We start from the raw sequence: 12,470 nt of genomic DNA, 5'->3' as shown, positions 1-12,470 counted from the left end.
TACCTATTATAACGCAAATAATCATAAATTTTCATAAAAATCTGAATTGTCACAAAAATGTAATATTTACGTATATATTTTACTTGATTAATTTTATCATTCGTGTTATTTGTTCTATCAAAGCAACATTTTCTAAACTTGTTCATTTATTTCAATTTATAAAACTATTTTATTATACAAATAATTTAGATTTTTTATACACAAAAAGACTAGGATTAAAAATTCCTAGTCTTTGTTATTTCGGTATAAATAGATTTCACAAACTAAAAATCCATCTCATCCACACGAGGTGCGCCTGAAGCTACTGAAATAGCCTTTAAGACTTCTCGCTCGTCTTTGCTGAGTTCAATTCCAAAACAGTCAAGATTGCTCTGGATGCGAGAGGCTGTCACTGACTTAGGTAGAGGTAAAAATCCTTCTGCCAAACTCCAAGCCAAGGCAATTTGAGCCACTGATTTCCCATGCTTAGCAGCAATTTCTTGGACTTCTTTCTGTTCAAACAGCTCTCCTTGCCCAAATGGTCCCCAAGCCTCTAAGAGAATTCCTTTCTCTCTACAGTAGTCAACCACTTCCTCTTGATAAACTCCTGGTGCCAAGCGAACCTGATTGACCGCCGGGATGATTCTTGCTGTCTCAAGCAAAGCATCCAAATGATGGGGAAGGAAATTACTAACGCCGATAGCACGGATTTTGCCTTCTTGGTAAAGATCCTCCATCGCTCTCCAGACTTCAGCATTGCGAGTTTTCCATTCGGCATTTTCTCTTAGTGGTTTTGGATTTGGCCAATGGATCAGGTACAAATCTAGATAGTCCAATCCCAGTTTTTCCATTGATTCTTCAATGCTTTGGTGAGCTTCTTCATAGCTGTGATTGGTATTCCAGAGTTTGGTCGTTACAAAGATTTCTTGGCGAGGAATACCGCTATCTCGAATAGCGCGACCAACACTTTCCTCATTTTTATAGATAGCTGCAGTATCGATATGTCGATAACCAGCCTTTAAGGCTTCTAAAACGGCTTGGTAGGCCACCTCTCCATTTTCAGCCTTCCATGTTCCAAATCCTAGTACAGGAATGGAAACTCCATTATTAAGGGTGTAAGATTTCATCGTTTTTCCTTTCTATGTGAAGAAAATCTAAAGAAACAAAATTCTGATTATCAGAACACTTGCTCCTTTAGATTTTAACAATTATTGATCACGGTCGTAATAGATCTCGTGAGCCTTCAAGCGAGAATTGAGCAATTCAGGAACGGTCACAAATGTATACCCTTCACCCTTTAGATACTCAATGACACTTGGTAGAGAATTAACAGAAGGACCATGGATATCATGCATGAGAATGATAGAACCATTACGAACTTGGTGTTGAATTTCTGTCAAAATAGCAGCTTCATTCTTACTCTTCCAGTCCAAACTATCCACATCCCACATGATGAAGCTTAAGTCAAGACTATTTCGAATATCATCAGTGATGGCACCATAAGGTGGGCGCATCAGTTTAGAGCTTGATCCTAAAACTTGAGTTAACAAATCTTCTGTATCAGTGATTTGCTTTTTAGCATCTTCGAGGGATAATTTAGAAAGGACAGGATGATCCCAGCTATGATTTCCCACAACATGGCCTTCCGATTTCATTCGTTTCAGAAGATCCTCATTTCCTGCTATGTTTTTTCCAAGTACAAAGAAGGTTGCCTTTACACCGTACTTAGCCAAGGTATCCAAAGCTTGTGGAGTTGTGGTCGGATTTGGACCATCATCAAAGGTCAAGGCTACAACCTTTTTATTTTTCTTAGCAAAGTAAGATTGGTAGAGTTCCGCATCCTTTTCTAATAGATAAGAAGACTCAATGACATCAAAGAAACTGGATATTGGTAAAGCAATTTCTTCAACAGTCTCTCCAGGATTAGCAGGATAAAGGATGATTTGACTATCCTTATAATCAAAACTCCAAGATGATAAGTCCTGATCTGTGAAGTTTTTTACAACTTGATCAATTTTTGCCTGGTCAAGTTTCTTATCTTCTAGAGTTGATTTGACCTGACTCAGTAAGAGTTCCTTAGCCTTGCTTGCATCTTTGAAGAGTTTGCTGAGGTCAAAATCTTTCCCATCTTCAGTCAAGAAAATTTTCCCTAAGGAAGTCTTTTCTTTTTCTTCAACCTTAGATGCAGACAAATCATAGACTTGCTTGCTGATATTACGAGCAACAACTCCCTTTAAGACGGGGTCCAAATGCTCGGTATAATAAAAGACCAAATCCTCTTTATCTTCCAGCTTTTCTTTGATATCCTGGTTGATTTTTTCTCTAACAGACGCAATGACTTCCTCTCCTTGCAGAGGGTAGTAGGCAATCACCTCAGCTTGGCCTTTTCGGAAATGGTCCTTCTGACTACCAGAGTTGAATTGCTGGTCCTTTTCGTTTTTTAACGCTTCAATTTTTTGTTCATAAGATTGCTTTTGTAGAGCCTTGTAGCCAATGGCACTTCCCAAAAGAATCATAGCGATTCCTAAGATTCCAACAAAGGAAAGCAATAACCTTCTCTTTTTATCGTGAGAAACACGGTTCGTATTTTTCTTCATATTTCCATCATATCAAATCAAAGCTATTATTTCAATGATAAACAGGTAATCTAGCTCCATTTCAAAAAATAAAGAAAAAGCTTAGAGTTCTCTAAGCTTCTATTTTAAAAGCGAATCGCTTCACGTGTTTTTTCATATGAAGTCACAAAACGGTTTGTAACTCCTGGTTCTGCAACTTCCAAGGCTTGAGAAATCTTCTCAAATGATGCCCGGTAGTCAAACTCTTTCTCAAAAATTTCAAGTGCTTCGTTGAAAGCCTCTTGGATGCGTTCATCAAATGAACGGTAACGATTTGAGTATTGGAGAAGTTGCTCTGTCAAAGTTGCATACTGAACAATATCGTATGTTTCTGTCTCAAGTACTGCCATATCATTCGTTGCAATTTCAAGAATTCGCTTAACAGATTCAATATTAACCTGCGGTTGTTCTAACTCCGCCATCAAATCTTCTGTATTATGACTTGCAGTAAAGAAGAGTTTCAAGAAACTTTGAGGAATACCTGGCAAGTTTCTCTTCTCCATGTAACGTTTGATGGTGTGCAAACGATTCACATAGACATTTGCTTTTTGGCGAGCATTGAGGTCATCTTTTTCAATTTGCGCAAGTCGTTCGCTCACAGAAATTTGCTCATCTTCAATATCTTTGAGATTGCTTTGAAGCATTTCCAACTGTTCTTCAAGAACAGAATAGGCTTGAGCAGATTCTCTTTGATCCTCTGTTACTTCTAAAATAGCGGTATCAAGTGCAGCTAATTCTTCTTGAAGTCGGCGAACATGATTTCCATCACTTTCTGGAAGAAGGTAAGTTTTATTCAGGCGTTCAAGATCCTGAACAAGCACCTGGTTATTTTCCTTCAAGTGGTTGAGATAGGTTGGAAGTGTTGAGAGGAGATTCTCAACGACTTTTTGAGCCTCAATTTCACGAGTGAAAATATCATAAAGTGCGTTGATTTCTTCTTGAATGCGATTATTTTCATACTCTGCATTGTCCAACTCCAACTGACGGATGTTTTCTTGATTATTCTTCAAAGATTCATGCAAAAGTTGGAAACGTGACTCAATATCTGTTTCAGTAAAGTGGTAGTTGGCATCCAACAGCTTGCGATAGCCTTCTTCCAAATCTGCTAATTGGTCTGGTAATTCCTTTGTCAAGGTTTCAACAAGAGCTGGGATACGATCAACAATATGCGTTAGAGCAAGAATATGATTTTCAGTATCATCTAAGATTGCTGCAGCTTCAACTGGGTCACCTGATGAGTTAAGGGTAACGAATTGAGAGAATTCCGATTGGATATTTTCCAATTGTTTCTCAATCTCAGGAAGAGCTTTCCCATATTTCTCTGAGTCCTCTGCAACCGTATGTTGAAGGGTTTCAAACAAGTCCAAAGCATGTAGGACGCGACCACTGTTCTTAGACTCTTGCTTTTCGAGTTCAGAAAGGGCATTGCGAATAGCTGCAATATCCTCTTCAATCAAACTAATCTGGCTTTCAATTTGATCAATCTTGTGAGCTGCTTTAAAGAAACGGAAAGAATTATTGTAGTTTTCAGCTTCAAAGAGGTGATTTTCGATGTCTGCAAATGAGTTCAGAGATAAATCAACCCATTTTTGATTCCATTCACGAAAGGTTACCTGACTTTGACCAATCAAGTGCATGTTTTTAACGGCTTCAACCTCATCATTTACAGGAAGGTTGTAGAGTTCTTCTTTTCTTTCTTCAAGCGCCGTTAATCTGCTTACATTACGCTTACGTAGAAAAATGGCTGTTACATAAGCTAAAATCAAAATGACCGCAATCGCAACCATTAGATAAATTAGTTGTCCATTAGACATATCAAACTCCTTTTATACTAGAAACAATCGTAATGATTATATCATATTTTTTAAACCAAGGGAACTATTTCCCACATTTTTTAGACGTCAAGTGTACTGTAAACAGCGTTTTCTTCGATAAATTCGCGACGAGGCTCTACCCGATCGCCCATCAACATATCAAAGATTCTATCTGCTTCAGCAGCATCATCTACTGAAACACGTGCCATCAAGCGATGTTCTGGATCCATGGTTGTTTCCCACAATTGGTGATCATCCATTTCTCCTAATCCCTTATAACGTTGGATGGTTGGCTTTGAGCGCCCTTCACTATGACGTGCTAAGGCTTCTTGGAGTTTAATTTCTTGATCTGTACCTGGCTGGATGTACTCTTTGATCTCACTTCCAACTTTGACCCCATAAATTGGCGGTTGGGCAATGTAGACATAACCAGCTTCTAGGATTGGTTTCATGTAACGGTAAATCAGAGTCAGTAAGAGGGTTCGAATGTGGGCTCCATCAACATCGGCATCGGTCATCAAAACGAGTTTTTGGTAACGAGCCTTAGTCACATCAAATTCTGCACCAAATCCTGTTCCCATGGCTGTGAAAAGGCTTCGAATTTCTTCGTTGGCAAGAATTTTATCCATGCTAGCTTTTTCAACGTTCAAGATCTTACCACGAATTGGAAGGATAGCCTGGAACTCACGGTTCCGACCAGATTTGGCTGATCCACCAGCCGAGTCTCCTTCGACGATGAAGAGTTCGGTTTCAGCAGGATTGTTAGAAGAACAGTCTGCTAATTTCCCTGGAAGATTAGAAATTTCCAAGCCAGATTTCTTGCGAGTGACTTCACGCGCACGCTTGGCAGCTACACGAGCCTTGGCAGCCAAAATCCCTTTTTCCACGATACGCTTGGCAATCTGTGGATTTTCCATGAGGAAATCAGAGAAGGCATCGCTGAAGAGGCGATTGGTAATCTTGACTACTTCACTATTCCCCAGTTTGGTCTTGGTTTGTCCTTCAAACTGCGGGTTTGGATGCTTAACAGAAATAACTGCAGTCAAACCTTCACGAACATCTTCCCCTGTTAGGTTATCTTCATTGTCTTTTAGTAGTTTATTCTTACGAGCATAATCATTGATAACACGTGTCAGCGCTGTACGGAAACCTTGCTCATGCGTACCACCTTCATGGGTGTGAATGTTATTGGCGAAACTCATGACGTTTTCGTGGTAACCAGTTGTGTACTGCATGGCTATTTCAACTGTGATATCGTCCATCTCACCGTCTGTGTAGATTGGTGTATCAAAGATCACATCCTTGTTCTCGTTGATATATTCAACGTAGCTAGAAATCCCACCCTCATAGTGGTAATGTTTAGTCTGTTCAAGACCTTCACGCTTATCTGTGATGGAGATTCGAAGACCTCGGTTCAAAAAGGCTAGTTCTTGAATACGTTTGTTTAATTTTTCAAAGTCAAAAGTTGTTGTTTCTGTAAAAATCTCTGGATCTGGTGTGAAGTGAACTGTTGTTCCAGTTTTATCCGTATCTCCAACCACCTCAAGATCAGCAACTACATGACCACGACGGTATTCTTGGTAATGAATTTTGCCGTTTTTGTGAACATGGACATCTAGTTGTGTTGAAAGAGCGTTTACTACTGATGAACCTACACCGTGCAATCCACCTGAGACCTTGTATCCGCCACCGCCGAATTTTCCTCCAGCGTGAAGGACTGTAAAGACTGTCTCAACAGCAGGACGTCCTGTCTTTTCCTGAATATCAACAGGAATTCCACGCCCATCATCCACAACGGTGATGGAATTATCAGGCTCTATAAAGACTTGGATGTGACTGGCAAATCCAGCTAAGGCTTCGTCAATTGAGTTATCAACGATTTCCCATACTAGATGGTGAAGGCCTTCTTTTGAAGTCGATCCAATATACATACCTGGACGCATACGAACAGCTTCAAGTCCCTCTAAAACTTGAATTTGACTGGCATCATAATCCTGTGCCTGTTGATTTTTGATTTCTTCTGTCATTTTTTCCCTTTTCTTACATGTCTATTGCTTGTCTCAATGTCGCAACGTTATTAAAAAGATAGGCATCTAAGCCAGCAGCTTCACCTGCTTCTACATCAATCTTTCTGTCACCAATGACCAAACCGGATGTAATATGATATTTATCACGTAAATAAATCATAGACTCTGGATCTGGTTTCCGTTTGAAACCAGAACTGGCAGTCACAACTTCTGTGAAATGGTCAGCTATCTGAGTCTTTGCAAGAAGTTCTAGCACTTGGTCATTTCGATGAGAGACTAAGAAATGACGGCCACCCTTGTCAGAGATGTCTTTGAGTAGTTCTGGAATCCCTTCAAACAAAACTGGGTACTCTAGCTCACGCGCTTCATTTTCTTTGTAGTTTTCTAAAAAATTCTCGATGGCTGGGGCAAACTTCTCAATGGCAAAAGCTGTCGAAACCTTCAAGGCTTCGTAAACACGGTCGTGTTCTTGCTCTATTCCGTATTGGGCTAAGGTCTCTACAAAGGCCGCTGTAGAAGTCTCATAATTATCCAATAGGGTACCACCTAAATCCCATATATAGTCACGATATTTCATACCCTTCATTATACCATTTTTTTACGAAAAAAGCGATGATTTCCTAGATTTTTCCAAGCAAAAACGAGAGCCGAACTCTCGTCTTACTGTTAATTTCCAAAGACATCTTGATAGAGCATGCCGACTCGTAAACTTTCTGCATCTCCTCCCAACTGCTCTACCAACTCATAGGCAAAGGCAAGGGCAGTTGACGGTCCTCGGCTAGTTGTTAGATTGCCATCCACAACTACTGTTTCCTTTCGGTAAATTCCGTCACTGATGTTTTCCTGAACACCGTCATAACAGGTAAAGTACTTGTCTTTCAGGACACCTGCTTGATGGAGGGCGATTGGGGCTGCACAGATAGCTGCAACTTTCTTTCCCGCTTGGTCAAAGGCTTTAATCTGTGAAATGAGGGCTTGATTATCCCGTAGGTGAGCTGAGCCTGGCATACCACCTGGAAGAACGACCAAGTCATAGTCGGACAAATCGCCATCAAAGATACGATCAGCTTTCACCTGAATGCCATGCGACCCTGTCACCTGCTCTTCAAATCCTACCATATCACATGAAATGTTTGCTCGACGCAAGACATCAACTACTGTCAAGGCTTCGATTTCTTCAAAATCCTGGGCTAAGATAACTGCTACTTTTGCCATAGTGGCCTCCTTATTTGATTTGTTTTAGGACGACTTTCTTTCGTTTGAATGGAACTTTTCCACTTTTCTCCTCCGCTAGGTTGGTCTGGTAACTCATAGATAAGAGGAGACCGACACCAATGAGGTTACTAATAATTGCGGAACCCCCTTGAGAGATGAAAGGTAGAGGAATCCCTGTCAAAGGAAGTAAACCTGTCACGGCACCGATATTTTCAAAGATATGGAAGAGCAACATCATGATAAAACCAGTCGAAATGTAGGTGTAGAACTGGTTATTTGACCTGAGCGTAATCTTCAACATCCGGTAAATAAGAAGCAAGTACAGGGCAACCACAAAGACTGAACCAATGAAGCCAAAGTCTTCAGCAATTACGGTGAAAATCATATCACTTTCACGTACTGGAATGAGGAGATTGGACACATTGAAACCCTGTCCAAACAAGCCACCACTTCCAATCGCAATTTGCCCCTGCGCCTGTTGGTAAGTCGTTGTTTGCGCAAAGTCAAAGGGATTGAGCCAAGCTAAAATACGGTTGATCTGGTAGGTTGGCATCCCAATCTGATGCAAGAAGGCACGTCCATCCTTGCTTATAAAGATGGCCATGAAGCCTGCAACTGCAGTCACTCCTGTCGCAAAAACAGGAATGATAATCTTCCACGAAACACCTGAAAGGAGAACCATACCTGCAAAAATAGCTACAAAGACCAAGGCAGTCCCTAAGTCACTTTGTAGGGCTAAGAGGATCAAGACTGGGATGGTAAAGGCAATCATCCAACCAATCAATAGGAAATCCAAGGGAATAGTTCGTCGCCATTCCTTGTGTTTTTGAGTGAATTGTACGATGACTCGAGCCAACATCAAGATATAGGAAATCTTCATGAACTCCGATGGCTGGAAAAGTGTCGTTCCACCAATCGATACCCAGTTTTTGGCACCTGTAGAAGCTACCAAACTAGGATTGTAGAAAACAAGAGGTAGGACCATCAAAGCTAGCCCTAGACCGTAAAGATAGGGAGTCACCTTCCATAAAAACTCGGTATTGAAGAACATGACCACAAAACCAATGACAAGGCCCAAGGAAATCCAGGCAATTTGCTGGCCTAGTATTGGTAACACATTATTTGGATAGTCATGACTAACTGCTATATAAATGGCTACTACTCCAATCACCAGTAAACAAAACACTGGCAAGAGAAGGCTATAATCGACTCGAGAGTCGAAGGAACGTTTCATATTTTTTACCTTTTTTCTTTCATTCTATTGCGACAGGATTGGAGAAAATCAGCTACAGCAGGCTCTAGCTGTTCTCTAGAAAGAACCTGAACAGCCCTTTCTTTTGACAAGGCCTGAGCGATTTGTTTGCCATAACGCTTGCTGACAACACGACTGTCTAAGATTACAGCAACCGAACCTTGGTCAGATCGTCTAACAGTACGACCCAGGGCTTGTTTTAGCCGAATGATCGCCATCGGCAACTGATAATCATAGAAAGGATTTTTCCCTTCTTGACGCAGTTCTTGGTTTAATTTTTTGGTTAACGGTTCTTGGGGATTTTGGAAAGGCAATCTCGGAATCACTTGGATCACGCAAGGATGGGTTGAAAAATCAACCCCTTCCCAGAAACTACCTGTTCCAAGCAAGATCTGGCGTTCACCTTTTTCAAAACGTTTTTTCAGTTGGCTTGGTTCCCCATTTTTATACTGAGCTAGATGCGGTTGGTCGATCAGGTCCGAAACTGCCAGCAGCATTTCTTTTGAGGTAAACAAGACCAGTATAGGTTCTTGAAAGGCTTGTAACCTTCGGATAACAGAAGCCACTTCACTAGCATAGTCAAAAGGCGAAACTTCTGTCACAAGAGGAAAATCATCGACTAGAAAGACTTCTTGTTGCTCCTGCTTTGCTACATCAAGTCTAACAAGTGGAGCATCCGGAAATCCCAATAAATCTGCTAGGGAAACCCGATTGCTGATTTCAAGAGTAGCCGATACTCCTAGGAGCCTACAATCTTCTGGCAATAAGTCTGCTAGTATAAAGCGGCCTTTTTTACTTGAACAAATCAAGACATCCTTGCTCGATTTCTCTGCTGTAGCAAGCCAAAATTCACGGTCCGAGGTGAAAAAGTTTGCAATCTCTCTATACTCTGGGAGAGTCAACTCCGAAAAATGCTGGCGCAACTGTTCAAGAGAATCCAACCACTTTCCATTCTTCAGACCTGTCTGATAGTGCTCCATCAAGTAACGACATTCAAAGCCAATACTTTCAAGCAAGCGCTTCTGAATCAAATCTTCTTCTGACTCCAAGGACTTTTCAATTTGAGTTACAAGTTCCTCAAGGCGATAAGCCTGCTGGGCTAGATTTTCGAGAGCTAGCAGCATTTTTTGAGCTTCATCCAAAATTACCAAACGGTTGTCAACAAACTCTGGATTGTCTTCCAAACGAGTGACCAGATAGGCATGATTGGTCAGAAGAACACGACTGGTCTTGGCCTTTTCCTGCCCTCGTTTCCAAAAATCCTCTGTAGCAAATAAACTTTTCTTTGAAAGCTTGCCATCGTGGACTAGTTCTGGCAGAAAATGCTGGTAGCGATAAAGCTGCCCAATTTCGTCCAAGTCACCTGTCTCTGTCTCTGTTAGCCAGATGAGCAGTTGCATTTTAAAACGTGTGAAGAGGCGATTGGACTCCGGTCGATGGAGAACTCTGTGAAAGGCATCCAGTTTTAAATAATTTTGAGGACCCTTGAGACTATGAATCTCCAGGTGGAAGACCTCTTTTAAGCGCTGACCTTCTTCTTGCATGATTTGATTTTGAAGAATTTTGGTCGGAACACTCACTAGAATCCCTGCTTGACTCTCCAAGTTCAAAGCTGGGAGGAGATAACCATAAGTCTTGCCCAGTCCCGTTTGAGCTTGGACAAAGGAAGTCTGGTGTTCTTCCAATAAGTGCTCAACCTTCTCCGCAAATTCCAACTGTTGCGGACGCTCCTCCAGCCCCAATAAAGAAATGTTTTTAGCAAAATCTTTCGATAACCTGCGTGATACTAATGCTTGACTTTCCTTTCTCAGGAAAAGCCCATGGAGTTCTATCAATTCTGGAGAAGCAAGGAGAGGTTGCTGCTGATAGACCTCCTCAATCACCAGATAACTTTCATAGAGAAGGTTGTCTGAAAGGTTTAATAAGCTTTCTAAGAGCCCTTTTGGTAACTCAAAAAGTTTTTGACGCATGTAAAGCAAGAGTTCTGCTGTTGCCTGAGCATCAGACAGGGCAGTGTGGGCATGTTCCAGCTCAATGCCCAACTCTTGACAAAGGATACCTAAGTTATACTTTTCAAACTGAGGATATAAAACTTGGGCTAACTCAACAGTATCCACCCGCGGTGTGCGCAATTCATATCCTTCCAAAAAGAGGAATTCTGCAAGAAGATTAGCATCAAACTGTACATTGTGCGCAACAAAAATACCGTCCTTAACCAATTCAAAAATTTTTCCAGCCACCTGAGAAAACTCTGGTGCCGCAGCCAAACGCTGATCGGTCAGACCCGTTAATTCTTTGATATGAGAATCCAAGGGTTCGTGGGGATTGACATCGGTCGCATACTGATCGATGATGTCACCATTCTCAATCACCACAATGCCTACTTGAATAATTTTTGCCTTGCTTCCGGTGCTGGTCGCCTCTAAATCAACGACTACATACCGATCATTTCTCGCATTCATCATTAAAAATTATATCAAAAAAAGCATGATTTGACATCCCTCAACTTTGATAACAATCTGGCTTCACTTGCGAGCTTGATTAAAAATCAAGACCTTAAAAGTGAGAATTCCACGCAAGTTCAGCAGTTGGTCGCTAGTTCTGAGGTATTTGAAAACCTTATCAACAAAGCTACATCAACATAAAAAGACAACCAAGGTATTAGCTGCCTTTTTAAGATATTTTTTTCATTGCTTTCGGAAGAGCCTTGCTAATTTCTGTTGGCAAGACAAGGTAGTTTTCTTGAGCAAGTTCTTGCGCGATAGCTGAATGAAGGTGAGTTGCTACCACTACCCTCTCATAGAGGCTGACTTGGTGAAACTGACCTGCAAAACCTGTAATCATACCAGCCAGTGTATCTCCCATTCCACCAGTTGCTTGATAGGGACCTCCAACCTGTAACTGATAATATTCAGGCTGACCAGCTTGCCAGATACGAGTTGCTGGACCTTTCTCAACTAAAATCGTTCCTTGAGGAAAAGCTGAAAGAGCTCTAGCAGTCGTCTCTGTATTTTGATGGTCAAGAACTATACCAGACAGTCTTTCCCATTCCTTTTGGTGGGGAGTTAGGATGAGCTGACTGGAAGGAAATGGTAACTGGCCGTTTGCTAAGATGCCCAAAGCACCGCCATCTGCAATTAAAATCTGGTCTCTTCCAAGCCTATCAAAAACCTGTTTTACGAGTTCTTCTCCAAATGCATCCTCTCGCAAACCCGGACCTAACAAGACAACTTCTGCCTTTTCCAACTGTTCTTCTAACAATTGCTGGTCTTGAAGAGAAAATGCCATGGCCTCAGGTAAATGACTGTGAAGAGCCGGAATATTCTCCTTATCCGTGCCAACAGTCACCAACCCTGCCCCACTTTTGACTGCTGCAATGGCTGACATGATGATAGCTCCCCCATAGGGATAGGTCCCTCCCAGCAAGAGCAGGCGACCGTAATCTCCTTTATGGCTGTGACAAGGCCGTTCAATAATGACTTTTTCTAGTAAAGCTTGATCAATCACTTTCATCGATTTTTCCTCTCACTCCATTATACTACAAAAGGAGGGGCAAACCTCCTTCTAC

9 protein-coding genes are annotated in these 12,470 nt (G+C 41.4%); all 9 read right to left on the bottom strand.

Features of this window, described 5'->3' with window-relative positions; translation table 11 throughout:
• Window positions 1-263 precede the first annotated feature (263 nt).
• The 9 genes from NMM25_RS03100 to NMM25_RS03060 all read right to left on the bottom strand — a co-directional run bounded on the left by NMM25_RS03100 (window position 264) and on the right by NMM25_RS03060 (window position 12,415).
• A complete protein-coding gene (locus NMM25_RS03100; protein WP_254735932.1) occupies window positions 264-1,106 on the bottom strand; it encodes an aldo/keto reductase in 843 nt (280 codons plus the stop codon).
• Between the two features lie 81 nt (window positions 1,107-1,187).
• Window positions 1,188-2,576, bottom strand: coding sequence for a peptidoglycan-N-acetylglucosamine deacetylase PgdA (gene pgdA / locus NMM25_RS03095; protein ID WP_254735931.1), 1,389 nt, complete (start codon window positions 2,574-2,576; stop codon window positions 1,188-1,190).
• A gap of 104 nt (window positions 2,577-2,680) precedes the next feature.
• Window positions 2,681-4,408: a septation ring formation regulator EzrA gene (ezrA, locus tag NMM25_RS03090; RefSeq protein WP_000064800.1), complete on the bottom strand. Its 1,728-nt coding sequence runs from the start codon at window positions 4,406-4,408 to the stop codon at window positions 2,681-2,683.
• Window positions 4,409-4,488: 80 nt separating this feature from the next.
• The gene (gyrB, locus tag NMM25_RS03085) at window positions 4,489-6,435 is read right to left on the bottom strand and encodes a DNA topoisomerase (ATP-hydrolyzing) subunit B (protein ID WP_254735930.1); all 1,947 of its coding nucleotides are present in this window, start codon (window positions 6,433-6,435) and stop codon (window positions 4,489-4,491) included.
• Between the two features lie 13 nt (window positions 6,436-6,448).
• On the bottom strand, window positions 6,449-7,012 hold the full coding sequence (locus NMM25_RS03080) for an HAD-IA family hydrolase (protein ID WP_302898119.1): 564 nt from the start codon (window positions 7,010-7,012) through the stop codon (window positions 6,449-6,451).
• A gap of 89 nt (window positions 7,013-7,101) precedes the next feature.
• Complete coding sequence (locus tag NMM25_RS03075) at window positions 7,102-7,650, bottom strand: DJ-1 family glyoxalase III (protein WP_254735928.1); 549 nt, start codon at window positions 7,648-7,650, stop codon at window positions 7,102-7,104.
• A 10-nt stretch (window positions 7,651-7,660) separates the two neighbouring features.
• Window positions 7,661-8,884, bottom strand: a complete 1,224-nt coding sequence (locus tag NMM25_RS03070; protein WP_007517506.1) for an FtsW/RodA/SpoVE family cell cycle protein — start codon at window positions 8,882-8,884, stop codon at window positions 7,661-7,663.
• Window positions 8,885-8,889: 5 nt separating this feature from the next.
• Window positions 8,890-11,367 carry a bifunctional DnaQ family exonuclease/ATP-dependent helicase gene (locus NMM25_RS03065; RefSeq protein ID WP_254735927.1) on the bottom strand — a complete coding sequence of 826 codons (2,478 nt, stop codon included), beginning with the start codon at window positions 11,365-11,367 and terminating at the stop codon, window positions 8,890-8,892.
• A 208-nt stretch (window positions 11,368-11,575) separates the two neighbouring features.
• A complete protein-coding gene (locus NMM25_RS03060; RefSeq protein WP_254735926.1) occupies window positions 11,576-12,415 on the bottom strand; it encodes an NAD(P)H-hydrate dehydratase in 840 nt (279 codons plus the stop codon).
• Between the last annotated feature and the right edge of the window lie 55 nt (window positions 12,416-12,470).

The sequence above is a fragment of the Streptococcus sp. CF10-1 genome (genome assembly GCF_024295825.1).
Lineage (GTDB): Bacteria > Bacillota > Bacilli > Lactobacillales > Streptococcaceae > Streptococcus.
The sequence above is the reverse complement of the archived record's forward strand: the minus strand, read 5'-3'. Positions and strand labels throughout refer to the sequence as shown.

Bases quoted from the DNA above. Each gene is read 5' to 3' on its own strand.
- NMM25_RS03100 (WP_254735932.1), bottom strand. From the start codon at position 1,106: ATGAAATCTTACACCCTTAATAATGGAGTTTCCATTCCTGTACTAGGA.
- pgdA (WP_254735931.1), bottom strand. From the start codon at position 2,576: ATGAAGAAAAATACGAACCGTGTTTCTCACGATAAAAAGAGAAGGTTA.
- ezrA (WP_000064800.1), bottom strand. From the start codon at position 4,408: ATGTCTAATGGACAACTAATTTATCTAATGGTTGCGATTGCGGTCATT.
- gyrB (WP_254735930.1), bottom strand. From the start codon at position 6,435: ATGACAGAAGAAATCAAAAATCAACAGGCACAGGATTATGATGCCAGT.
- NMM25_RS03080 (WP_302898119.1), bottom strand. From the start codon at position 7,012: ATGAAATATCGTGACTATATATGGGATTTAGGTGGTACCCTATTGGAT.
- NMM25_RS03075 (WP_254735928.1), bottom strand. From the start codon at position 7,650: ATGGCAAAAGTAGCAGTTATCTTAGCCCAGGATTTTGAAGAAATCGAA.
- NMM25_RS03070 (WP_007517506.1), bottom strand. From the start codon at position 8,884: ATGAAACGTTCCTTCGACTCTCGAGTCGATTATAGCCTTCTCTTGCCA.
- NMM25_RS03065 (WP_254735927.1), bottom strand. From the start codon at position 11,367: ATGATGAATGCGAGAAATGATCGGTATGTAGTCGTTGATTTAGAGGCG.
- NMM25_RS03060 (WP_254735926.1), bottom strand. From the start codon at position 12,415: ATGAAAGTGATTGATCAAGCTTTACTAGAAAAAGTCATTATTGAACGG.